We start from the raw sequence: 23,770 nt of genomic DNA on the forward strand, positions 1-23,770 counted from the left end.
ATATTCCATAGGAATCTGGGGGCAACAGCGATCGGAAGAATGATCCGCATGCGGAGTGATGCTCAGTCCCCATATAACACGACTTCAACAGAGGCCGAAGGGAATTTACATGGAGCGCCCAATTTACGATTCCGGCACCAACTCATACATCTGCCCATATTTCTTCCCGTCGGTGAAAAACAGCCGCACGTAATCGTTTTTGCCGACCTCGATCACCGGCAGTACGTTTACGCCGGCCTCGAAGTCCGCCACGAAAGGGTACAGCGTGCCGTCGTCTTTATTCGCCGGATAGCCGCCGGCCTTTTTGACGTAACAAAGCGCTTCTTTCGGGATCGGAATCTCGGTGGTTACCTTGATTTGCACCGACTTGTATTTTTGCAGCCAACCGCCCTTGTGGCGGATGGAAAACCACACCTTTGCTTTGCCCGTGCTGAATTCCTTCCGGTTCTGGCCGTCATGCTGGCGGATCAGCGCCGGGCCCTCCTCCGTTTCGGTGGCGGCATAAATCGTATACACGACCTTGCCGACCCCGTCGATCCGGTCGTGATATCCGTTCGCCGCTTTATATTCGTTCCGGGTATACAGCTTCAGCCTGCTCATGTTCGGCCGGCGGGCATCCGGCATCGGCTCTTCCCCCGCCATGCTGCGCTCGATATAGACCGCCTTGATATCCTCCGGCCAACGCCAGCGGAGCGTGCAGCGGTCTCCATCCAGCTGATGGGTCACGCCGCGAATGAGCATGGAGCTGATATCCGCATCGATGAACCTCATCCCGTTTTCTCCTCCCGTTTAAAATCCTCTGCTGTTGCTGTTTGGGTTCCGGCCGGCAAATCCGTTCCGCGAACGCCCTGCTTGGCCTGGACGATGCAGGCCCGCTTCGATCTTTCCGTTCTCTTTGACCGGCACGATCGCCGTAAATACCGCAAGTACGCCGGCGAGCACGAGGCAGGCCAAAAGCCGGATGATGCTGTCTTTCCAATCTTCGCCCGTCAATCCGAATTCCAGCAGCAATCCGGCCAGCAGCCCGGAAACCGTGCCTCCGGTGCCAAAGCTGCGGGCGAGATAACGGTTATCGAAGATCAGCCCGAGCGCAATGCCGATGCCGGCGCCGATCAATGCGAGGAAAACCATGCGGGCGATCAAGTAAAGGGTGCTGTTCTCCTGCGGTCCGGTCCGCTCGGTGAGCAGCGTGCGCTCGCCTGCATCCCGGTATATTTTTTGGAACACCGGCGACAAATCGCCGGCATTTTGCACGTCGTAATACTGTCCGCCCGTTTCCTGCGCGATCGCCTTCAGCAGATCGGAACCTTGCGGATCCATCAGTCTCAGCCCGATCGTGTTCACTTGGACTTGCTTTTGCTTATAAGGGGCAAGGGCCGCATTCAAGTCTACCTCGCTCGCGCCGTCGGAAAGGAGGACGACCATCGTCCCCCGCCCTGCATTGCCTTCATCCTCGATCTGCTTCATCGCATCCGACAAAGCCAGGCCGATGTCCGTGCCGCCGTCCGTCGCTTCCAGCGCGTCGATTTTGGCCGTCACTTCGTCCTTGGCAGCCTGGTTTTTCATTTTCGCAAACGGCTGCAGCAGCGTCGTCTGATCGTTAAACACCAGCACCGCGACCCTGTTGCCGCCGTCCATCCGGTCGATCATGTTTTTGGCCGCGGCGTATCGTTCGTTGTCCGGGTCCGTCTGCGTCATGCTGCCCGAGTTGTCGATCACCAGCGCGATGTCCTTCACCGGCTTCGTTCCCCCGCCGTTGATCTCGTACACGAATTCGAGCGCCAGCGCCAGGACGAATATCATCACAAGCGTGGCAGGCACCAGCAGCTTCCACGACGTCCCCGCATAACGCTGCTTCCAGGAGGGGCCGTTCAGCCGCGGCGACATGACTTCGGCGATCAGGCAGCCCAGCCCGATACATAAGGCAAGCACGCCGAAATAGAGTCCAATCGCCACGATCCGGGGCCAGTCTTTTCCCCACGTATTCAGCATGATCTCCGCGATGATGTAGCCGACGGCACCGCCAAGCAGGCTGAACAGCAGCAGGAGCAGATTCAATTTTCGCTGCATATCCATCTTCCTTTCCTTTAAGGCCAAACGAAAGTTCGGCGACCGATTGAAAACGGGGCTATTTCAGCTCCGGCAACCGTTCGGCGTCGATCCCATGGAATTCGTAGCCGTTCTGAACATAGGTTTCGTAATAAACTTTGCCGTTGCGGTAATACATCAGATCCTCAAGGTGAAATCCGCCCATCAGGTTCAATTTCTCGACGCCGCTGCTGCGTTTCTCATGCACGACGCCCAGCTTGTAGATCCGGGAGGTCTCGTCGGCTGCGGCCGCATACCGGATAAATTCGCTTTCCGCATCCCCGAAAAAGTATTTTTCCTCGTACCGGTGCTCTTGCGTGTATTCGAGCAGGCGCAGGTTGATGACGGCATGCTCCTCCAACGTCCGGTACAGCCTTTTGAACAGCTCTTCCTTCGAAAGGACTTGCCGGTTGCCATACTCCGCCGTTACGTTCGCCCGGTTCAAAAGCTCCTCTTCGAAGGTCTGATCGAACGCTTCCGATTCCAACAGCTCTCTTCTGCACACATCGATCAGCCGCATCAACATCCGTTCCCTGCCTTCATCCAAAAGCTCGGCGAAACTTCCCATATACCGCTCCTCGAAAAAAACGCCTTCGCCGCGCCGCGACTCCAGCTCGCGCATCAGTTCTTCGGTGACCACGCCGTAATATTCCATGACGTTCTGGCCGATGTAATCGTCGGCTTCCCGAATGCTTGCGCGGGCCGCATGCAGCAGCGTCTCCTCGACCTCCGTAAGCTCCAGCGCCTTTTGCTTATATTCCGCGTGGATTCGGGCCAATTCCGTTTCATAACGCCGATACAGCTTCAGCTCGGTCTCGATCCGCAGCAACTCCAGCTTCCGCCGGTACACCGTCTCGAAGAAAAAACGGATGAAGCTGCGGACGTTATGCTTCTCCATCAGCGGCCGTTTCGGGAACGGCTGGTTTTCGACCCGCTCCTCATAGTAACTTGCAAGCTCCGCTTTTTCGGCTTCCAGATGCCCCGACAAATCGCGGATGCGGCTCCGTACCGCCTCCAGCACGCTGCCGCCGTTTTTTTCGTCCGTCCATAACGCGATCCCGAAAATCCCCACGGCCGACTGCTCGCGCAAACGGCGGCGAATCCGTTCCCCCAGCCCTTCGCCGGCTTGAAGCTGCTTTAAGCGCAGCTCGGTCTCCTGCACGTAGTTGCTCTGGAAATAAGCCTCGCAGCCGCCGCCGAACAACGCCTCCTCCGCATCGCGGAGGGTCATGCGCTTTAGCGAGCCGTAGCTGACCGGGTGCGTCATCATGCCGGTCATCTCGGCGATTTTGCCGCCGTCCGGGACGATTCTTTCCGCTTGCTCCGATATGGCCGCCGGGTCGAGGCCGAAAAAGGACATTTTTTCTTTGAAGCCCCATTCCGGCACGTTTTTCATCCGGCTGAGCAAACCGCCGTAAAAGTGGTACAGCACGGCCAGCGCAATCGACTCGTTGGGCCGTTTAACGCGGGAAAAACCTGCCGAAACGTATCCCTGACGACCGGATTCGGTCATGACGTTGTTTTTGAAGGAGGTGTTGTTATACCCTCCGGCATTCATGTCGAAATGGCTTTCCTTTTGCTTCCGGTTTTTGAGCAGGCTGACATGGCAAATGATTTCGTAGTTATCCTGCATGCCGTGGGCGGCGGTAATGCCGCGTTCGTTTTTGTCCGAAAGCACGTAGACGAGATCAAACAGCGGGGCGGGCCGGTGCGTGACCGGGATGGACAGGCCGTCCTCCGTCACGTGCAGCTTTGCCGAAAAGCTGTAGTCGGGGCTCTGCATCACTTCCAGTTCCCGGAGAAAAGCCACCCCGGCCGAGCTGCCGTACCCGAACGATTCCATCTGGTCCCGCTCGCTGATCAGGACGTACAAATCCATCTGCACCGATTTGAAGGACTGGGCGAAGATGGACTGCGCCAGCAGGGAAACTTCCGGTATGAACACATTAAGCGGGTCGTCGACCCGCGTAATGACAGAAAGATGAATGCGGTCGAATGACGAATACAGCCGCCCGTAGTCCGCTATGTTGTAGCTGAGCTGCCGCAGCGCCCGGTTCAGGGCGTACAGCTGCTCCTCGTCCCGGTAAAAGGAACGGTACAGCTCTTTGCGGAGCGTTTTGGGATCCTGTCCGGCAGGTCCGGCGTCGATCGTAAACCGGCTGACCCGCAGCTCGGCACCGCTGGAACTTTCGGTTTTCTCCGAGGCCGGAGAGGCCGACCCCGGATTCCCGGACGCGGACCGGCTTGCGTGTCCCGAATGCGGCCCTCCCGGCGCGCGGCCGGTTCCGACATGAAAATACATGACGCCGGCGCTGTTATCCCATTTTTTATGATTGATGCGCATCATCGGCTCGATGGCCTCGGTCGATTTATCCCCAATGAACAGAAACACGGCCGGGTAGTGGATGCTGCTCTGGTCATCCCCTTTGCCCGACAGCTTATCCTGATCGGCGGCATAACCTGCGGCGAACCGTTCCAATACCCGCTCCATCATGATTTCAACCTTCTGCGGATATCGTTTAATTTGGAAGCGACCTGCTTGTAGAACTGATAGCGTTCTTCCCCGTCGGCCAGCTCCACCTTCTCGTATTCCAGACGCTCGCGGGCGTCGAGGAATACCCCGAACAGATCATCCAGCTTGACGAGCAGCCCTGAAATGTCCTCGGAAGCCGTCAGCTCTTGATCGCGGCGGGAGGATTTGCGCAGCAGCGTGCTCCGGCTTCGCTCATCCAGCCCGCGGAAATGCTTGTAAACCTCGTATTCCACATAATTGACGCTTTTCATCAGGTTCGCGAACGGCTCCCACGCTTCCTCTTCCGGATCGCGGTCATAGACGTACAGCGCCCCTTTTTTGCAGATCGTGCCGGTATACATCGCTTCGATAAACTGGTCGAGCCATTTTTCCTCGTCCTGGTTTTTGTTGATGACGGCCTCCAGTTCTTTCAGCTTGGATTGAATCGCCTCATATTTCGCCAATTCCGCCCGAACGCGCGCAATCTGCTCCGGCGAGCGGATCAGGTTCTCCTTCGCCAGCTCTTCGTTGATGCTGCCGAAAATATCCTTGACGTTTTCCTGCTCCAGCCCGTCTTCAAGCAGCCGTTTCAGTTCGGTGGCGGCACGTTTCACTTCGCCGAGATTCGGCTTGGCCGCGCCAAGCTGCATGTCGTAAGCGCGAAGGAGCTGATCCAGATCAAACGGCTTCGTATGGACCACCGCGTAGCGGTTGCTCGTGTTTTGGTCGACGCCTTTTTCCACGATGATTTTGTACGCAAGAGCCCGGTCGAATTCCGCCCGGACGCGGGCGTTATAGCTTTGAACCCGCGGATTGACGTAGGTTTCGCCCCATGATTTTTCCGGGATCGGGGACGGCAGGTACGTCCAGTTGGCTCGGTCGGTTTGCACCAGATGGCGACCGATGCCCTCTTTGTCGAGGATGGTGCGTTCGTAGCTTTCCTCGTATACCTTCAGCGGCGTATACACGAACAGCGGCACGCCGTTTTTCGTGTTCAGCCAGAAAATCCGGTTTTTCACTTCGCTTTCCTTCACCGTGAAATTCGATTTGCCGATCGAGTTGCTCTGGTAGTTGCGGATTCCTTTCAGGATGCTCGGCGCCTGCACCGGCACCGACACGAAGCCCCAGGAAGGGAAATACAAGTTGCCCGCGCTGTTGCTCAAATGGAAAACCGGCACGGCCTCCTCGTCCAGCTTGCTGGCGATTTTGCGCTCGACGAATTTCTCGATGGATTCCTCCTGCCCGAACTTCATCACCAGGAAATCCTCCATCGACTTCGTGATCAGATCCCCGAATTTTTCCGTCAGGAAGTCGGAAATGGAGCTGACGATATCGATTTCCTGCTCTTTGATCCACCGGTCGGAATGCTCCAGCAGCTCTTGGGTGAAATCGCGGATCAGATCCTCGACGTCCTTCTGCTCCATCATCCGGTTGATGACCTTGGAGATGTCCGGCACGCTGACGATATTCCAGTAGTACGTTTTGTTGCCTTTATGATCCTGCTGCTCCTCGCCGTTCAGGAGGATGTCCCCGTTTTTGGCGAAGATGGCGTTCAAAGCGTTCAAAATTTCGGTATATACGTTATAAATGCGGTTGTTTTCCTGATTCAAAAGATCGTACAGATCTTCGTAAAACTCGATCATCTGCTCCGTGCGCTCCACGTCCGCCATCAGCCAATATTCATTGATTTTCGCTTCGATGTAGACGTTTTTCTTTTTCTCCTTGGAGACAAAAGCGCTTTTCGCATCGCCCAGCCGTTCGTTCGCCTGCTCCCTGGCCGCCTCGATGTCGCGCGGAATGCGGGTCAAATTCTCCCGCAGCGTCTCGATGTAGGACAGCAGCATCTTCAGGAGGCAGAATCCCTTCTCCGTGTACAGCAGGCGCGATACGTAAAACGGACCTTGCTGCGGATGCAGGAAGATACGGCGCACCTGGTCGCTGAACTGCTGCACGATTTCGCCGGGCAGCTGTTTTTTCGCTTTGATGTATTCTTCGCGGGCACGGGCCAGGAACGTCTGCTCCAGCTCGGTATCCATGTTGATGACCTGGTTTTTCACGACGTTCGTATAGCTCAGGCGTTCGCTGTTCTGGTAACCCGGCAGCGGCTCGGGCACGCGGGATTCGAACGTTTTGACCATCGTGTCGAGGTCGATGCCCAGCTTGCGCGCGAACTTCTCCACGTCTTCCTGGCTTGGCGCCTTTTCGAACATCGATTCCATTTTACCGAAGAGGCGGTACGCCAGGTATGTCGTCATTTCCTCGATCGGCAGCACCGCGGACGATGCGCCGATAATGTTGTAATCGTAGTTGGCCGGATACATCTTGTTCATCTGCGCGATGTTGGTCCGGATGTTGCTGATGTAGTCGTGGATCGCGAATTCTTCGCCGGACTGCTTTTCTTCGCTGGCCATGAAGTTCGTGATGTTCTCGGCGGTGACGTTCATGCAGTAATCGTACGCGTTTTCCAGCAGCTTGCCTTCGGTGTTCGTCGCGGAAATGAGATGGCACAGGTTAAACGGCGGCAGCGGCGAATTGACGGTCAAAATGTTGCCGTACTGTTGCTTGAAGCGTTCGCTGCGGGCGTCGACGTTCATCCAGTAGTCGAGCTCCTTTAAGGCGGCGTAGCCGTTTTTCTTGATGTATTCGCGCGTATGTTCGCTCAGGCTTTTGTTCGACAGGTTCACGTCCGGCGTAAACAGGTAGCCAAGCGTGTTGACGCGGTCGATCCCCGCGGAGCCGTAATCGCGTTCGATGATGCCCCGCACGATGTAGGCGATGTCCAGGAAGCAGCCGCTGCCCGTTCCGCCGGAAAGGCCCGTGAGCAGGAACACCATCAGCTTTTTGCTGGTGCCGACGGAGAGCGTTTTGATCTTTTTATCGATGGCTTGAACCACCTGATTGATTTTCGTGAACAACAGCAGGCGTCCCGCCTGGCGCACGCCGGCAGCGCCGTTCATGCCGTCGGTGATGCTGAGCTCCGGGGAGAGCCAATCCGTGATGTACGGCTCCAAAATGCTGCGGTTCTGCAGCAGCCCGCCGATTTCGGCGTTGGAAAGCAGGACGAATTCGTTGATCGAATCGAGTCCCACTCCTTTATAGCGTTTGTTCCGGTCCTGTTCGTTCGTTTCGAAAGCCAGGAATTCCACGTTGGACGGCTTCTCCATTTTTTTCTTGGACAGCGGATCCTCCGGCAGCTTGAAGCGGCGGTTGATCTGGTATTTCAGGCGCAACAGCGCGTCGATCCCCGTGCCTCCAAGGCCAATAATGAGAATCGGATTGTCGATCGTATCGACCCGGATCTTCTCGCTGACGATTCCTCCGCCAAGCGATACGTCAAGCTGCTGGATGTGTTCTCTTACTACCGGTTTCATCTTTTCCCCTCCTGAGTGCTTCTCAAGGTTCGTATATTTTCACTTGCGTTTCAATCGTTCAGCGTCACACCAAATATTCGATCAAAATCGTCTTATCCACCTGCGGCAGCGATATGCTGAGGCGGTCGCCGCTTTTCAGCTCGGTTCCCTGCGCGGCGTTCACCGCGCGCCCCGATTTTTCGACGGTGCAGGCGGAGCCGTTTTTGAGCATGAGCCGGTCGTTTTTGCCCGGCGTGAATACGAGCTTTTCCGTTTCCTTCAGCTCCGGCGCAAGCTGGAGCAGCTGATGCAAGTTGAACTTGCCTTTGAAGGCGGTCAGCTTTTTATATTGCGGATACGTTTTTTCGCCGGTGTTTTCGTCGCGGATCTCCACGACCATCTGCCCGACGAATCCTTTATTCGCTTTCCGGACCGCGCCCATGACGAAGTAGGCGGCTGCGGCCAGCGCGGCCAGGACGACGATGCCTATCACTACGGGCCACACCGGAAATGGTTTCTTGTCTTCCTTGTCCGCGCTCGGGGCCGATCCGCTTCCGGCGCCGGCGGCTTTGGCGCTGATGGTCACCGGCTTCGATTCCCGGTAAAAGCTTTTGTCCTCGGCGCGAACCTTCAGTTCGTATTGATGTTTCGCCTCCACCTTGTAGGAGCCTTCGAAATGGTCGCCTTGATTGGCAAGCTCCACCTCTTTCGTATCCCCGGTATCGAGATCCTTGACAAGAAGTTTGGCGGTCATGTCCTTATATAGCCCGTTATTGTTCAGCTTTTGTCCGTTGCTGACGAGGTAGGCGTTGATGTCGACCGTATCGCCTTTTTTGACGGAGGTCGATTTCAGCGGCTCCATGGCCAGCTCAAGATCGTAGTTGAAAATGAGGTTGATGTCGATTTTATCCTTGGGAACGCCCTTGACCCGCAGCTTCCAATCGCCCTGCTCCGGTTTGAGGAGCTTGATCAGGGAATACGTCTTCGATGTGGAGCGCTGCACGTTTGCCGACGGTACCGGCACGTCTTTCCCCGACGGATCGGATAATTGGACGTCCACCGGCTTGCCGGACATCAGCGAGATGTTGGCTTCCAGGACGTTCGCGTTCGGCACGTTGACGACGACTTCCTGATAGCTGCCGTTTGCCGTGATCGAACTGACCGGCACGATTTTCAGCTTTTGGTGGCTGGCAAAAATTTCGCTCAAAATCTGCGGCAGATCGTCGGCCGAACTGGTCGAAAAAGACTTGCCCCCGGTCTGGTCCGAGAGCTTGGAAAGCGCGTCTTTGTTCAGCTTGCCGTCCGCATTGAGGCCGATCGTATAAATCGGGATGCCCCCGGCCTTTGCCTCCTGCACCGATTGGTTCAGCTCCTGGTCGGACTGCGCCTGCGTGCGGCCCGATTTCGGGTCGAGCGCGTTGTTGCCGTCCGCCAGCACGACGATCATCGGCTCATGGCCCGGATCGGCACCCTGCTTCAGCACCTTGACCGCTTCCTTCACCCCGACGGATATATCCGTATAGGCGCCGCGGTCGATTTGGTCGATGAATTGCTTCAAGTCGTTTTTGTCGGCATCCGATTGGATCGTAAGCAGCGCTTTTTCCCGCTGGATTTTGTCGGTATAGGAGACGATCCCCACCTTGTCCCCTTGCGCCTGGAGCATGTCGATGAACATCTTCATCGCTTCGCCGCTGACCTCGTTCGGATCGCTTGTTTTCATCGAGTTGCTTGCGTCGAGGACCAGCACCGCGTCGATATGGGAAGACGGCTGCGCGGCGGCGGCCGAAACCCCGGGGCTCCAAACCGGCAGCATGACCAGCAAACCTACCAGCAGAAGACAGAGTGCTATTTTATTTTTATGAAGCATAGACTTTCGATACTCCTTCTCTAGTGAATTGTGGGATTTTCTTAAGCCTTCCTTTTACTTTAGGAAAAAAGTCTTAAAAAATGCTTAAGAAACGATAAAATTACGTAAAAAACGAAATCCCCGGATTTCCAAATCTAGCAGCGGAACCGCCATAAGGCGACTAAAAACTCCCAATACTTTTATAATATGATATAATTAAAGCCGGCAAAGTTCAATGAGAGCAGCCGCTGCGCTGCGCATAGGACTTAAGTCCCGCGAACGATTGAACTCATCGTTTTTGAACCCCGAAAGGAGTGCGGATTATGATTGCATACGGATGCCTCGGCATTTTGTTTCTTTTTATCGTCATCAAAATCGCCGTGTACTTCCATCGACAAAAGAAAGCTCCTACGCCCGAGGATATCGATGAAACGCTCCTGGAAATCGCCAACCCGCGGGGGGATCGCGCATGATGGCCAAGAAAAAGCCGCTGATCCTACGCCCTTATCATAAGACGAGATATGCCTACGAAAAGTTAAGAATTTGCAAACATTGCCGTTTTTTTACGGTGCTATGGGAAGACCGATGCGCGAATTGCGGCCGGGAAGCGCTGATTCCGGTCATGCAGCAGGCCCGCATCCAAGCCAAACGTTCCATGCAAAACGAGCGTCTGATCGCCCTGCTCATCACCCTTGCGGCCGTGCTGTTCAGCCAAACGATTCTGCTGATCATCCTCTGCCTGGCGGGCGGCATCCTGCTGACGGGCCTGCTTTGGTGGTTTCAGCGGAAAATGATCGAACCCGAAACCCGGAGGCAGCTCGAAAAGCTGCTGCGAAGCAGCGAACGCCGGATCATCGAAGGCATTTATACGAATTTGACGACGGCTTCGGCCGCCATTAAGGACGATGAGCAGCTCGGCTACGAAATTTTGCGGGAAATGGCGACGATCGTACATAATGACCGGATCCGCTTGCAGCAAATCATGCTCCTTCAGTCGTTTGCGCTCCGCAAAGACATGGATCTGACGCTCGAACCGCTGATGATCAGCGATTTCGAACCCGCCCTTGCGGAATACATCGGCGAGCTGGCCAAAATCAAACGCGAACTGATCAAACATAAAGCCATCCGGTACGTGCTGCGGTACGAACGCGAAATTCTCGATATGAAGAACGGCGTCCGAATCATGGCGCTTGTCGCCGGCGCGGCCGTCCGGATGAAAACATACGTGGATGCATACCCGGATTTTATTCTTCGTTACGTCCGCCATCTTCCGAAAGACCGGTTTCTTCGCTTATACCGGCTGGTACGGCGCCATCCCGATCAAACGTGGAACGGCCTTCGCAACGAGGTGTCGGCCCTCTATAACGAAAAGTACCGTTGGGACCCCGAATTCCAGAACTGGGATTAGGGCATGTGTCCAAATTCTATTAAAGGGGCCGTTATTATATGACGATAAAACCGCCGCAAACCCTGCGCAATTTTCGGATTCGTCCGCAAAACGCCGCAAAATAAAGCCGGGTTATATTTGAAAAAGGCCCGCTCAAAATGGAGCAGGCCTTTTCGGGTTCCTCATATGATTAAAAACATGAAATATTTAGGGGATGAACAAAGCAGCTTGGGGCAAGGCTATTCCAAATTTACGATCGGAATCTGCTGCTTTTGCAAATATTCAATCAGTTGCGGGAGCAGACGGACCGTTTTTTCGGATTCATGCAGAAGGATGACCGATCCCCCCGCCCGGGCATGCTCGATGTAATTGAGCACGTGCTGCGGGCTGTTTTTGCTTTTCCAATCTTCCGGATCGCGGTTCCATAACACGATTTTCATGTTGGCGCCTTCCGCCGCTTTTCGGGTATGTCCGTTCATGGAGCCGTAGGGCGGCCTGAACAGCGCGACAGGCTTTGAGGTAATGTCCTTGATGAGCTTGTTTGTCTGCAAAATTTCCGCCCGCTGCCGCTCCGCAGTCAGCTTCTGCAAATTGGAATGCGTCATGGAATGATTGCCGATCGCGAAGCCATGGTCGGAGGCGTATTTCACCGCCTCGGGAAACTTTTTGACCTGGGTTCCGACGAAAAAAAATGTCCCACCGACATGGTAATGCCCCAAGATATCGACGATCTCTTGGGTGTATTTGGACGGCCCGTCATCAAAAGTGATCGCGACGGCCTCCTGCGGGACGCTGAAATTCACCGGTTCATCCAAACCGACAGCTGCCGGCGCCTGAATTTCCGGCTTGAGGGGGACGGGACGCTCGGACGCTGCAGGAATGGCAGCGGCGGCCGCGGCCGTTTTGACCCAGGAGTCCCTTTCGGTTTGCGCGGTCGCACGTTCCCTCTGCGCGGATTTGTCCTCCGCGGCAACGCCTTCCGCCAGGGCCGTCCCGTCTGTATTAGCCAGAACCTTTTCATCCATGAGTGAAGATTTGGAAAAAGAGAAATAAAATATAAGAATGAGGACCAGCAAAGCGGCGCCCACGCTTGCTATTTTTCCGGCATTCACTGCAGCCTTGGCAGGTTTCGGATCAGGCTCGGGTTCGGGCTCGATTCCGCCGCTATTAATCCCGTCAAGACTTGGAGCGATGAAAGACGCTCCCTCCAATTCGCCGGCATCGCCGATCCGCTTCAGCACGGCAAGCTGTTCCGCAAACGTCTCTGAACAAGCGAATTTGACTTTCCGCACGGCGTTTCTTCCGTACCTGGTAATTAGGCCGTAGCGTTGTTGATCCAGAGAGCTGCGTTCGCTCGCAAAAGACAGCCTGAATTTTATGTCGGCGTCCTCGGTTTCCGTCAGCGCCTGGCGAATCCGCGGTCCCGTAAAGGAGTCTACTTTCCAAACCATCGCGGTTGTCTGATCGCAGACGAAGTCCACCTGCATCAAAAAATCGCCGGATTCCCGCTCTTCAATGGACCGGATCTCAAGCCACTTCGTCAAATAGGGTTGCTGCATGGTAAACCTCCCGTTGCCGTTATTCCGTTGGAGGGGTCAGCGAGAAATTCATGCGTGCGGTAAAATCGGAAATGGTCTGCAGCAGATGGTTTTTCTCTTCCAGCACCTTTTGGTATTGGCTTTCCACCTTCTGGTTTTCGCTCTCCAGATCCCGGATTTTTTCGTCGAGCTCCTTTGTTTTTCTCACGCTTTCATGCTGGTATTGGCTGAACTCCTCATTGAGTTTGGCGTATTTGTTCCGTTCCTTTTCCAGCTGGTACTTCAAATTTTCCATGCCGGAGCTTGCGGAGTTTTGATATTCTTTATAGTCTTCAAGCAGCTGGTCGTAGCTCATTTGTTTTTGCGTCAGCTTGTCCTCGAGGTTCCGGAACTCCTTTTCCTTTTCGAGAATCGCGTGTTCTTTTTTGCCCAGCTCGTTTTTCAGTCGATTGATGGTATCGTAAGCGTTTTGCAGCTGCTCTTCGTGGTCTTTCAATCTGAACGCGGTCAGCTGGCGGTCATTCAGCATGTTTTCGACGGCAACGATGAGGTCCAAAGCCGCTTTGTCCTGGTCCAGCAGCGAAAGTTCCACGTCAGACGAAGCCGGGACGGCAGGTTCAGCCTCGTTTTCGGTTATTGCCTGAATTTCGGCCGCCGCAGTCTCGGATGCGGTTTCAGAGCGGGCGGTCAAAAGATTTTTCAGCCAGCCTCTAGTTTTCATATTCGGATTCGGTTTGCCGTTCATGATACATATCTCCTCGATATCAAATTAACCTGTCGAAATGCTTGCCATTTGACGTACATTCGAAAAATGCTACATTCTATTAATATCGGAATATGATCAGGAGAATTTTAGAGGGAGCTTGGGGGGCCGTCCACAAATGAAAATAAAACAAGTGCTGACCTTGAGGCATATTCTCATCTTGCTTTGCATCGCCATGCTGGTCCTGATCGCGTTCAAAGGGATCGACATGAAGCGCAAAATGGCATGGGTCGACGAGGCGGAGCGCTACTATCGGGAAAACAACCTCATACAAGCGGAGGAGTGGTACCGGAAGGCGGCAAACAACCGATCCTTTCATTACAAAGAAGCGTTGATCCAAAAACGCCTGAACGAGCTCGCGCCGGTTACGGAGATGAAAGCAATGCTTGCCCGCCTGGACGGGCGCGTGGAACGCGCGGGTTCCAGCCAGGATTTTACCGGCTTTCTTCAGGTTTACGGCGAATTCCAGGACGCGCGGAACAAGTTCATGAACGCGGAAAAACGGTTTGCGGCCGTTTATCCCAAAATTTCGGCGGGCTACGGCATTTCGGACGATATCACGCGTTATTTCAAAGAGTTCAAGGGCTTGTTTTACGGCCAGCTGGAGCAGCAGCTGAATCAAGGGCTCACGGACGAAGCCGGCGCTAAGTGGAACCTGCAGGCGATTCCCGAAGCGTTTTATGGCGGAGCAGACGAAAAAACCAAGCAGCTTGGCGCCAAATTCAAAGATTTCGACGAAAAGCTGATGTCCCGGCTCGCCGGAAGCGGAAAATTCGCCCAGCTGCTGGATTATTCGCAAACGCTGATGGATCAGTATGAAGGGCGGAAGATCCAGGCGCCATGGGTCAAAAGCAAAACGGAAGAGCTCTCCCGGATGATTCTGAAAAAGGATGTGGACGGAGACCAGCCGGCCAATTACGCGCTTCACGCCAAAACCTACGAGTCTTACGTCCAAAGCGCCGGAATCAAGTCCAGCCTGACGAAGGAAATCGATCGGCAAATCCGAAAATGGCTGACCTCGGCGCAGCGGAAAATCAAAAACAACGATTATGAAGGGGCGATTGCCCTTTATGAAGCGTTATCCGCCTACCGGGACACATCGGATGAGGTGAAAAAGGCAAGGCTGGCCTGGACCGCCCATGACCCGCTCCGTCTGCTGCAGCTCGTCGGCCAGACGGCCAATTTCAGCCATTTCGGCGGCGGGGGCAGTCGGTTTGGCGGCAGCGCTTATGCCATCGGCTCGGATGACGGCAACGCCATTTATTTTGCGGTCATGAATGCGGACGAGACGGTGCAGGCGGCGAGCACACGCGAATTTCCGGGCGACGTTGCCATCCGGAACGTTACGATCGAAGAATCGCTCAGCACGAAAACGGCGCCGGTCCTTCTCGTCGAAGGCGAATCCGCCTCACGAAAAGCGCTGTATGCCGCATACGAAGTTCACGGCAGCCAAATGACGCCGTTGTTTTTCTTCGAAGCCGACGGTTACGCGGTGCAGCCCGACCGTTCGCTGCTTGTGACGAACCCGGCGGGCGTCGGCGAAGACGGAAGTGCGTCCGCCTCGCAAGACGCGGTCTATACGCGGCAAGGGGACAACTACCAGTTCGCGGGCTTCCAAAAGGATTACACCGACATCGACGGAGCCGATCTGCTTGCGCATCCGAACGAAAAAGTAAGCTTCGCCTGCTATATCGTCTACGGAGGAGAAGGCCAGGCGCTGGCGCAGGTGGGCGCTTCTTACATCAAGCTGCGCGGCGATTACATGTTTAACGAGGGAACGAGCCTGACCGTCGTCGGAATGTTCAATCAATTCGAAGACGTCATCCCCGGCGGAGATCCGCTGAATCAGCCGATCAATGTCCCGGTGTTTGACGTGGAACGCGTGGAATAAAAAAACGGGCGGCGCAAGATGATTTCTTGCGCCGCCCGTTTGAGCATTAAAATGAAACTCAAGAATTTGAATATAGGTTTATTTATTTTACATTGACGACCACTTTCGTCGACTTGCCGCCGAACGAAACGGTAATCGTGGCTTTGCCTTTGCCCGTCGCCTTCACCACGCCGTCCTTTACCGTTGCGGTCAGGATCCGCGAGGACTTCCAGAGCGCAGGCTTCGATACGTCCGATTCGCTTCCGTCGCTGTACGTGGCGGTTGCGGTCAGATTGAAGGTTTGGCCAACGCTCATGTTCAGGCTCACTTCGTTCGTTTGCAAATATTTCAGGACGTCCACTTCCACAGGAATGCGGACGGTTTTATTGGCGTATTTGGCCGTAATCGTCGTTTTGCCGCTGCCGACCGCCGTTACTTTGCCGTTTACGACAGTGGCCACTTTATAGTTCGAGGTTTTCCATTCCGCTTTGCTGCTGACGTCCTTGACGGAACCGTCGCTGAACGTTACCGTTACGGCCACGTTTGCGGTTTGGTCCTTCGCGCTGCCGGCCGTTTTCAAGAAGAGGAAATCAGCGCTGGCATCGATTTTCGAAATGACGTCGACTTCAACCTGTACGGTGGCCTTCTTGCCGCCGTATTCCGCCGTAATCGTCGCTTTCCCACTCTTCAAGCCCGTCACGACGCCCTCGCTGTCCACGCTGGCTACCGAAGGGCTGCTCGACTTCCAGGTTGCTCTCTTGTTCAAGCCGTCCGGCGATTCCGGATCGTCCACCGCCGTCAGGTCGATTTTCTTCTTATCGCCGGCGGACAGGATGATCAGGCTTTGCGGAGAGGTCAATTCGCTGACGAGTCCTACCTCAACGATCAGCGTATACGTTTTTCCTTCGTATTTGGCGGTAATCGTCGCCGTGCCCGTTCCAACGCCCGTCACGACGCCGTTTTCGTCCACCTTGGCAATGTCTTCCTTGCTGGAGCTCCATTCGACTTTATCCGTGACTTGCTCCGCAGGTTTGTTGGCGCCGTAATCCAGCACGATGCTGGCTTGGTACGTTCCGTTCACTTTCAACGAGACCTTTTTCGAGGAAAGCTCGACCTTCAGAGGCATGTCTACCGCGACATGGGTCGTCACGCTCACGCCCGCGTAAGTCGCCGTAATGTCCGCTTCGCCTTTTTTATAGGCCGTCAAAAGCCCGTTCGAAACATATACGACATCTTCCTTGCTGGATTTCCACTGCGCTTTGTTTTGTACCATTTCCGTTTGGCCGTTGGCATACGTTGCCTTCAGCTCAAGCTGATGCGTTTTGTTTCCGGACAGGCTCAAAGCCACGTCCTCGACCATATCCAAATGGCGAGGCACGTCGACGTCGACGTTGATCGTCACGCTTTTATCCCCGTATTTGGCCGTAATGACCGCCGTGCCCGGCGAATTGGCCGTCACCGCGCCCTGTTTCACGAATACCACTTGCTCGTTGCTGGAAGTCCACGTTGCATCTTTTGTCACGTCTACCGTGCCTTTGTCCGGATACACGGCCTCCAGCTTGATCGGAGCCGGCAGCGACTCCTTGGCATGCAGGAAGATGTTCTGCTCGCTTGCCTGCAAACGGATCGCCTTGTCGACGTCCACTTGGATGGTCGCGGTCTGCGTGCCGTATTTGGCCGTAATGGTCGCCGTTCCCGGGCCGTAAGCGGTAATTTCGCCCTTAATGACGTCCGCTACCTCCGCGTTGCTGGTGGACCACTCGGCTTGCGCGGACACGTCGTTCTTCACGTTGCCGTCGGGATATGTAGCCTGCAGCTTAATTTGAACCGGTTTGTTTTCGCTCAGCAGCATCGATACCTGCGTTGTGCTTGGGTCCAAGCGTTTGACCACTTCCACGCTGACCGGAATGGTCGCCGATTGTCTGCCGTAAGTGGCCGTAATGGTCGCTTTGCCCGGACCGATCGGCGTCACCTTGCCGTTCACGACCGAAACTACGCTGCTGTCGTCCACGGTCCAGTCCGCTTTGTTCGAAGCATCCGTGTCCGTGGAATTGTCCGTATAGGTTGCCGTCAGATGGATGGTTGGGCTGTCGCCCATTTTCAGATCAAGCTTCTGCACGTCTTTCGTGAGCGCCTTGACCTTTTTCGTCACGTTGACCTGCACTGATTCGGTTTCGCTGCCGTAAACGACCGAAATCGTCGAGGTACCTTCCCCTACCGCGGTAATCGTGCCGTTATAAACGGTGGCCACCGCGTTGTTTTTACTGCTCCAATTTGCTTTTATCGTCACATTTTCGGTTGAATTGTCCTTATAAACGCCCGTCGCCGTCACGGATGCCGAATCGCCGATCTCCAGCGTAATCTGGGATTTCGATAGAACCAGCTTGGTCAAATCGGCAGCGGTGTTCGCAGCCATGCCGACCCCTGAATATGCCACGCACAATACGAGCACAAGCATCATGACAAGCATCTTCCGAAGCATCTTCTGCAATGTTAATTCCCTCCAATTCTGTATTGACATAAACATATCATACCTCACATATCGGCCATCCGGCCGTCGAATATTAGGTTTTTTGAATGTTTTTCGGTTTTTTTTCGAAAAATGGGGCGAATCCGTCGAATTTTGACCGTCGATTTTTACGTGCTGAAAACGGTAGAAAAGCCAAGCTTCAGGCAACTATCCATCCAAATTAACGTCTATATTGATATGGAGGTGCCAACGATGATCACAACCGACCATCCCATCGCAAGGCTGGCCGAGGAGCTGGTCCGAAAACATTTTGGCAAAAGGTCCCCGCTGACCGTCACGATCGGCATTTTGGAACAAGGCAACCAGTACTGCTGGGGGCACGGGCAATCCCCGGGCTTCGATTATGCTTCCGCCATATACGAAGCCGGATCCCTAACCAAGGCTTTTACGAATACGCTTCTGTTCATTCTGGAACGGCGCGGCAAGCTCGGCTTGGCAGACACCGTCGGAACATACATACCTGAATGCGCCTCGAACCATGAGGTCAGCCGCATCACCCTGGAACAGCTGGGAACGCATACTTCCGGACTTCCCCGGCTGCCCGCGGGCTTGAAAGCCGTCATCGGAAACAAACTGAATCCTTACGAGCACTACGCTGAAGAACATCTGCTCCAAGATTTGCTGGCCTGCAAACCGCAGGCTCCGGGAAAATTCGAATATTCCAATCTGGGGGTGGGGCTTCTCGGATACATTTTGACCCGCTGCACGGGCCAAAGCCTCGAGGAGCTTGTTCGCGAAGAAATATGCGCGCCTCTGTTTATGGAAGATACGGCATTCCGTCTCCAATCGGATCAGCAGCAGAGGCTCCTGCCTGTATATACGGCCAATGGCAAATCCGTCCCCCACTGGGATCTTGGCGTCTTGGCGGGGGCAGGCGGGCTGCGGACCACGGTCCGGGATCTGCTGCAGTTCGTCAAAGCCAACGTCGGCATGGGAGCCGCATCCGTGACGGCGGCCATGAAGGAAACCCAGAAGCCGAGACACCGGCTCGGCCGCGGCGGCGAAGCCGGCATGGGCTGGATGATCCGAACCGGCGTTTACCACGACAGCGTGCATTGGCATAACGGCGGCACGTACGGATCGAGCAGCTTTATCGGTTTCCATAAAGAGAAAAATATGGCGGTGATCGTGCTGGCGAACAACGGCAGCTTGGCGCTGGGGCCGTTTTCCATTCTGCGTCCGCGAAAAAACCACGTCGACGACATCGGCTTCGAGCTGATCAAAGCGATGACCAAAACGATCCATTGAACGTATTTTCGCATGCAAAAAAAGGAAGACGGGCCGGCAGCTTCGCCGAAGCATGCGGGACCCGCTTCCTTTTCTATTTTCTTAACCCTATTATTTGTCGTCCGTCGGCAGCGCGCAGGAACCGTCTTGGCACGCCAAATCGTCGGAACCGCCCACCATCTTCAGCGGGTGGTCTTCCTTCCATATTTCGTTCAGCGCGTTCGCGAACACTTCCTCGGGCTGGGCGCCGGAAATGCCGTATTTTTGGTTCACGACGAAAAACGGCACGCCGGTGATGCCGAGCTTCGACGCTTGGTCCTCATCCTCGCGGACTTCCGTTTTATAGGCTTCGCCTTCGAGCATGTCGGCCGCCGCCTTCGCGTCCAGTCCGATCTCGCCGGCCAGGCGCGCAAGCACCCCGCGGTCTCCCAGATGCTCCGAATCCGTAAAGTAAGCTTTGAAGAGCCGCTCCGTCATTTCGTAACGTTTGCCGAACTCGCCCGCCCAATGCGTCAAGCGATGCGCATCCAGCATATTGGTAGGCTTCATCGTATCGAAACGGTACGTCAGCCCCACCGTTTTCGCCTGCTCGGTCATGTTGTCGTTCATCTCTTTGGCGCGTTCATAACTCATGCCGTACTTGGACGCCAAAATCGCGTGCATGTCTTTGTCGTTATCGCGCGGCGCGCTTGGATCAAGCTCGAAGCTGCGGAACACCACTTCCACTTCGTTTTTATGCTCGAAGCCTTCCAGCGCCGCTTCGAAACGGCGTTTTCCGATGTAGCAGAACGGGCAGGCAAAATCGGACCATACTTCAACTTTCATTTGTCATCCTCCTCAAAGTGGTACGCTTAGGTTCGACTAACTGATACTTTTTTATACACAGAATGATCCAAAAAGAAAGGCAGGATTTCCTGCCGTCTAACTGTAACTATTTTATATACATTATATACTGAAGGTTCGGTTTCCGCAACCCGGGAAAGCAAACCATCTTCCCTTTGTCCGTATTCCGCCGTTACCCCGTCGTCGGCGACGCCGCAGGCGCCGGTTCCTGCTCCGCGGGCGGTACGAGCGCATGCCGCTCCCAGGCCCGGCTTTTCCAGCGGAAAAACATGATGACGGCGCGCGTCCACTCGTCGGCCGCAATCGCCAGCCACACGCCGGCGAGGCCGAGATGCAGGCGGAACACCAGGAAATAACCGAGCGGCAGCGACATGCAGACCATCGAAATCAGCCCCATGTATACCGGGAAGCGGGCGTCGCCGGACGCGCGGAGAGAGTTGATGATGACGATGTTCACCGTCCGCCCCGTCTCCAGCACGATGCTGAGCAGGATGACCTGGGCCCCCATGCGGATGATGGCCAGGTTGTCGGTGAACAGGCTCATCAGCGGGGTGCGGAACGCGATCACGACAAGATCGATGACCACGGTCGCGGCCAGCGCCCATTTGACGCTTTGAAACACGCGCGCGTAGGCGTCCTGGTTGCGGCGCGAACCGACGTAATGGCCGACGATGATCGCCGTCCCCATGCCGATTGCCATGCTGAACAAATAAATGTACATCGAAATGTTGTTGGCGTACTGGCGCGTTGCCATCGCTTCCGCCCCCAGGTAAGTCGCGTACATCGTAAAAACGAGCTGGCAGCTCTGGTAGACGATGCTTTCAAACGCGGAGGGAATGCCGATGCCGAGAATTTTGCGGACGTAGTCCCTGGATAAGCGGACGTAAAACCGCCACTCGACCCGCACCTCCATGATCCGGTACAGCAGCCACAAAAACATGCCGAAACAAATGAACCGGCTGAATACCGTCGATATCGCGGCCCCTTCCACGCCCAGCGCGGGAAAACCGAAGTGCCCGAATATCAGCACGTAGTTGCCGCCGACATGGATGAGGTTCATCAAAAACGAAACGACCATCGTTTCTTTCGTAAAGCCGTGCGTGCGAATCGTAGCGGCCAGCGCATTGATCAGCGCCTGCAGGAAAATCCCGCCCCCGACGATTCTCATATACGAGTGCGCATATTCAAATATATCCCCTTGCACGTTGAGCAGCCGCAGCATGAAACCTCCGAACGCGATAAACACGACGCTCAGGATCAGCCCGACCGCAAGGTTCAGCGTCAGCGCGTTTCCCGTGACCTGCGCGGCTTCAAGCTTTTTCCTGGACCCCAAATATTGGGCGACGACGATGGAGGCCCCGGTTCCGATCACTTCGAGCACCAAAATGGCGATCGACATGATCTGGTTGGCTGCCCCTACCCCGGATACGGCGTCATCCGAAACCGAACTGAGCATAAACGTATCCACGGTCCCCATCAGCATGAACAAAAACAGTTCCAGAAAGATGGGCCAGGTTAAACGCACAAGGCTGAGACGTGTGGATTCTGACCGTTCTTGTAAATCCATCGAATGTGCGGTCATAAGTCAGAAATCACCTTGCTTCCTAAAAGTAAAATAAATGAAAACAATGGTATGTTAGCACACTTTTCATGAGATTACATTCCTTTCATCCAAATTTCATTCTAACAATTTTCAGGAAAACGGTTGCTTGGAAAAACCATGAAAAATCGCGCCGCTGCGGCCTTTTGGAGCATGCATGGACAAAACCTGCCCGCAGCGCCGAAGGCAGCGCTTACAGCGACAGCAAAAAAAGTGTTGATAATTGGAAAACCATCCTCTATGATAAGGTCATCGGGCCGCATCAAAAATTAAAGCACTTTAACTTTTGTAGTGTACTACCCGTATAAAAACTAACACAATCAAGTAAAGTTTATCCCAAAAGTTAAAGCGTTATAATTTTAATTCAAAAGAAAGGTTGGTGTTTCCGTGACTCACCGCGAAAGCCGGCGGCAGACCTTGTACATGTACCTTTTCATCTCTCCATGGCTGATCGGGTTCCTGGTGTTCGCCTTGTATCCGATTCTGTCATCGCTTTATTACAGCTTCACGGACTATGACATCATTCACCCGCCGAAATTTGTCGGACTCGCCAATTACACCGAAATGCTGCATAACGATCTGTTTTGGAAATCGGTCGTGGTGACGGTGCGGTATACGTTCATCAGCGTGCCGATCCAGCTGTTATTGGCACTCGGCTTTGCGCTCCTGCTCAACCAGAAAATACCGTTCCGCGGCTTTTTCCGTACCGCCATGTATTTTCCGAGCATGGTCTCCGGCGTGGCGATGTCGCTGCTGTGGTACTGGATTTTCAATCCTTCGATCGGCCTGTTCAACTACGTGCTGTCCTGGTTCGGCATCAAAGGCCCGGCATGGCTCATGAGCCCCGACTACGCGCTGTACGCGCTGATGATCATGTCCTTCTGGACGGCGGGCTCCGGCATGATTTTGTTCCTCGCGGGACTGCAGGGCGTGCCCGCCAGTCTCGTCGAAGCCGCCAAGCTTGACGGTGCGGGACGCTTCCGGATTTTCCTGAACGTGACGCTTCCGATGATCTCGCCGGTGCTGCTGTTCCAGCTCATCATGGGAATCATCGACTCGTTCCAGGTGTTTACCCAAGCGTATGTCATGACCCAAGGGGGACCAAACTACTCGACCTGGTTCTACGTGTACAATCTGTACACCAGCGCCTTCAAGGAATACCGGGCCGGATACTCTTCCGCGCTGGCGTGGGTGCTGCTGATCGTCGTCATGCTGTTCACGGCCCTGATCATGAAATTTTCGAACCGATTCGTTCATTACGAAGGAGGCGGACGTAAATGAGTACGATCCCGGCTGCAGGCCCCCAAGCGCCGTCTTCGCCGATCCGGTCCAGGCGCAAAATCGACGGGGTGCGCATCGCCAGCTTCATCGCCCTGATCGTCACCACCTTTCTGATGCTTTTGCCGCTGTTCTTTATGGTCTCCACCTCGCTGAAATCGAAAAAGGAGCTGCTGAAGTTTCCGCCGAGCTTTTTGCCGGAATCGTGGCAGTGGAGCAACTATAAGGAAATTTTCGAAACGCTGAACTTCGGCCAGATGTACATGAACAGCCTGATCATCGGCGTATTGACCGTCGTAGGCACGCTGCTGTCGTCGGCTTTGGCGGCATACGGCTTCGCGAGGTACCGGGGCAAGGGCAACAACCTGTGGTTCATGCTGATGCTCAGCACGATGATGCTCCCTTACCCGGCGATCATGATTCCGCAGTTCATTCTCTTTTCCAAGCTAAACTGGCTGGATACGTTTTTGCCGCTGATCGTGCCCGCCTTTTTCGGCTCGGCGTACAACATCTTTTTGCTCAGGCAATTTTTTTCCACGCTGCCGGAAGAGCTGTTCGACGCGGGACGCATCGACGGCTGCAGCGAGCTGCGCATGTGGCGGCAAATCGCCCTCCCGCTTTCGGGCCCGGCGCTTGCGACCGTTGCGATTTTCGCTTTCATTTACAGCTGGAACGATCTTTTGACGCCCGTGCTCTACTTAAGCTCATCGGATAAGTTCACCCTTCCGGTCGGCATGTCTTCCTTCACCTCGTCGCGTTTCCGCATCCCGCCGTGGCATCTGCTCATGGTCGCCTCCGTGCTCGCCATGCTGCCGATCGTCACCTTGTTCGCCATCGCGCAGAAACGGTTCGTGGAAGGAATCGTGCTCACAGGCATCAAGTAAAGGCCCCGCCGCCAGAGGGGCGGCATCGACTCTTGAATAGATGGGGGATACCGT

The 23,770-nt window shown here is 54.9% G+C and carries 16 protein-coding genes; 6 read left to right on the forward strand and 10 right to left on the reverse strand.

Annotated elements, in window-relative coordinates:
- Positions 1 to 123 precede the first annotated feature (123 nt).
- The 5 genes from AC27KL_RS02115 to AC27KL_RS02135 all read right to left on the reverse strand — a co-directional run bounded on the left by AC27KL_RS02115 (position 124) and on the right by AC27KL_RS02135 (position 9,817).
- Complete coding sequence (locus tag AC27KL_RS02115) at positions 124 to 771, reverse strand: beta-mannanase (RefSeq protein ID WP_487168636.1); 648 nt, start codon at positions 769 to 771, stop codon at positions 124 to 126.
- Positions 772 to 789: 18 nt separating this feature from the next.
- Positions 790 to 2,070, reverse strand: coding sequence for a vWA domain-containing protein (locus AC27KL_RS02120; protein ID WP_487168637.1), 1,281 nt, complete (start codon positions 2,068 to 2,070; stop codon positions 790 to 792).
- A 58-nt stretch (positions 2,071 to 2,128) separates the two neighbouring features.
- Positions 2,129 to 4,579 (reverse strand): transcription initiation factor TFIID, encoded by a 2,451-nt coding sequence (locus AC27KL_RS02125; protein ID WP_487168773.1) that lies wholly within the window; start codon positions 4,577 to 4,579, stop codon positions 2,129 to 2,131.
- Positions 4,579 to 7,971: a tubulin-like doman-containing protein gene (locus tag AC27KL_RS02130; protein WP_487168638.1), complete on the reverse strand. Its 3,393-nt coding sequence runs from the start codon at positions 7,969 to 7,971 to the stop codon at positions 4,579 to 4,581. The genes AC27KL_RS02125 and AC27KL_RS02130 overlap by 1 nt, the downstream gene beginning before the upstream one ends.
- 64 nt (positions 7,972 to 8,035) lie before the next feature.
- Complete coding sequence (locus AC27KL_RS02135) at positions 8,036 to 9,817, reverse strand: vWA domain-containing protein (RefSeq protein WP_487168639.1); 1,782 nt, start codon at positions 9,815 to 9,817, stop codon at positions 8,036 to 8,038.
- 302 nt (positions 9,818 to 10,119) lie between these two features.
- On the opposite strand from AC27KL_RS02135, the gene AC27KL_RS02140 reads away from it, so the two are divergent.
- Complete coding sequence (locus AC27KL_RS02140; RefSeq protein WP_197069951.1) at positions 10,120 to 10,269, forward strand: hypothetical protein; 150 nt, start codon at positions 10,120 to 10,122, stop codon at positions 10,267 to 10,269.
- The gene (locus AC27KL_RS02145; RefSeq protein ID WP_487168640.1) at positions 10,266 to 11,204 is read left to right on the forward strand and encodes a hypothetical protein; all 939 of its coding nucleotides are present in this window, start codon (positions 10,266 to 10,268) and stop codon (positions 11,202 to 11,204) included. Before AC27KL_RS02140 ends, AC27KL_RS02145 begins: the two co-directional genes overlap by 4 nt.
- 218 nt (positions 11,205 to 11,422) lie before the next feature.
- Here AC27KL_RS02145 and AC27KL_RS02150 read toward each other — a convergent pair whose 3' ends face one another.
- Together AC27KL_RS02150 and AC27KL_RS02155 are read right to left on the reverse strand one after the other, a co-directional pair.
- Complete coding sequence (locus AC27KL_RS02150) at positions 11,423 to 12,742, reverse strand: polysaccharide deacetylase family protein (RefSeq protein ID WP_487168641.1); 1,320 nt, start codon at positions 12,740 to 12,742, stop codon at positions 11,423 to 11,425.
- A gap of 19 nt (positions 12,743 to 12,761) precedes the next feature.
- Entirely contained in the window at positions 12,762 to 13,466 is a 705-nt protein-coding gene (locus AC27KL_RS02155) for a hypothetical protein (RefSeq protein WP_487168642.1), read from the reverse strand.
- Between the two features lie 136 nt (positions 13,467 to 13,602).
- Here AC27KL_RS02155 and AC27KL_RS02160 point away from each other — a divergent pair, with 136 nt between their 5' ends.
- Positions 13,603 to 15,375, forward strand: coding sequence for a hypothetical protein (locus AC27KL_RS02160; protein WP_487168643.1), 1,773 nt, complete (start codon positions 13,603 to 13,605; stop codon positions 15,373 to 15,375).
- An 82-nt stretch (positions 15,376 to 15,457) separates the two neighbouring features.
- Here AC27KL_RS02160 and AC27KL_RS02165 read toward each other — a convergent pair whose 3' ends face one another.
- Positions 15,458 to 17,836, reverse strand: coding sequence for an Ig-like domain-containing protein (locus AC27KL_RS02165; protein WP_487168774.1), 2,379 nt, complete (start codon positions 17,834 to 17,836; stop codon positions 15,458 to 15,460).
- A 240-nt stretch (positions 17,837 to 18,076) separates the two neighbouring features.
- Here AC27KL_RS02165 and AC27KL_RS02170 point away from each other — a divergent pair, with 240 nt between their 5' ends.
- The gene (locus AC27KL_RS02170) at positions 18,077 to 19,132 is read left to right on the forward strand and encodes a serine hydrolase domain-containing protein (protein WP_487168644.1); all 1,056 of its coding nucleotides are present in this window, start codon (positions 18,077 to 18,079) and stop codon (positions 19,130 to 19,132) included.
- 90 nt (positions 19,133 to 19,222) lie between these two features.
- Here the strand turns inward: AC27KL_RS02170 and AC27KL_RS02175 are convergent, their stop codons facing one another.
- Positions 19,223 to 19,936, reverse strand: coding sequence for a DsbA family oxidoreductase (locus AC27KL_RS02175; RefSeq protein ID WP_487168645.1), 714 nt, complete (start codon positions 19,934 to 19,936; stop codon positions 19,223 to 19,225).
- 190 nt (positions 19,937 to 20,126) lie between these two features.
- Positions 20,127 to 21,536, reverse strand: coding sequence for an MATE family efflux transporter (locus tag AC27KL_RS02180; RefSeq protein WP_487168646.1), 1,410 nt, complete (start codon positions 21,534 to 21,536; stop codon positions 20,127 to 20,129).
- A 441-nt stretch (positions 21,537 to 21,977) separates the two neighbouring features.
- Between AC27KL_RS02180 and AC27KL_RS02185 the strand changes: the two genes are divergently transcribed.
- Positions 21,978 to 22,835, forward strand: a complete 858-nt coding sequence (locus AC27KL_RS02185; protein ID WP_487168775.1) for a carbohydrate ABC transporter permease — start codon at positions 21,978 to 21,980, stop codon at positions 22,833 to 22,835.
- A complete protein-coding gene (locus AC27KL_RS02190; RefSeq protein WP_339323065.1) occupies positions 22,832 to 23,716 on the forward strand; it encodes a carbohydrate ABC transporter permease in 885 nt (294 codons plus the stop codon). Before AC27KL_RS02185 ends, AC27KL_RS02190 begins: the two co-directional genes overlap by 4 nt.
- The last annotated feature ends 54 nt before the right edge of the window (positions 23,717 to 23,770 follow it).

The sequence above is a fragment of the Paenibacillus sp. YAE3 genome (assembly GCF_057546105.1).

Coding starts and splice junctions, on each gene's coding strand:
- AC27KL_RS02115 (WP_487168636.1), bottom strand. CDS start 771: ATGAGGTTCATCGATGCGGATATCAGCTCCATGCTCATTCGCGGCGTG.
- AC27KL_RS02120 (WP_487168637.1), bottom strand. CDS start 2,070: ATGCAGCGAAAATTGAATCTGCTCCTGCTGCTGTTCAGCCTGCTTGGC.
- AC27KL_RS02125 (WP_487168773.1), bottom strand. CDS start 4,579: ATGGAGCGGGTATTGGAACGGTTCGCCGCAGGTTATGCCGCCGATCAG.
- AC27KL_RS02130 (WP_487168638.1), bottom strand. CDS start 7,971: ATGAAACCGGTAGTAAGAGAACACATCCAGCAGCTTGACGTATCGCTT.
- AC27KL_RS02135 (WP_487168639.1), bottom strand. CDS start 9,817: ATGCTTCATAAAAATAAAATAGCACTCTGTCTTCTGCTGGTAGGTTTG.
- AC27KL_RS02140 (WP_197069951.1), top strand. CDS start 10,120: ATGATTGCATACGGATGCCTCGGCATTTTGTTTCTTTTTATCGTCATC.
- AC27KL_RS02145 (WP_487168640.1), top strand. CDS start 10,266: ATGATGGCCAAGAAAAAGCCGCTGATCCTACGCCCTTATCATAAGACG.
- AC27KL_RS02150 (WP_487168641.1), bottom strand. CDS start 12,742: ATGCAGCAACCCTATTTGACGAAGTGGCTTGAGATCCGGTCCATTGAA.
- AC27KL_RS02155 (WP_487168642.1), bottom strand. CDS start 13,466: ATGAACGGCAAACCGAATCCGAATATGAAAACTAGAGGCTGGCTGAAA.
- AC27KL_RS02160 (WP_487168643.1), top strand. CDS start 13,603: ATGAAAATAAAACAAGTGCTGACCTTGAGGCATATTCTCATCTTGCTT.
- AC27KL_RS02165 (WP_487168774.1), bottom strand. CDS start 17,836: ATGCTTCGGAAGATGCTTGTCATGATGCTTGTGCTCGTATTGTGCGTG.
- AC27KL_RS02170 (WP_487168644.1), top strand. CDS start 18,077: ATGATCACAACCGACCATCCCATCGCAAGGCTGGCCGAGGAGCTGGTC.
- AC27KL_RS02175 (WP_487168645.1), bottom strand. CDS start 19,936: ATGAAAGTTGAAGTATGGTCCGATTTTGCCTGCCCGTTCTGCTACATC.
- AC27KL_RS02180 (WP_487168646.1), bottom strand. CDS start 21,536: ATGACCGCACATTCGATGGATTTACAAGAACGGTCAGAATCCACACGT.
- AC27KL_RS02185 (WP_487168775.1), top strand. CDS start 21,978: ATGTACCTTTTCATCTCTCCATGGCTGATCGGGTTCCTGGTGTTCGCC.
- AC27KL_RS02190 (WP_339323065.1), top strand. CDS start 22,832: ATGAGTACGATCCCGGCTGCAGGCCCCCAAGCGCCGTCTTCGCCGATC.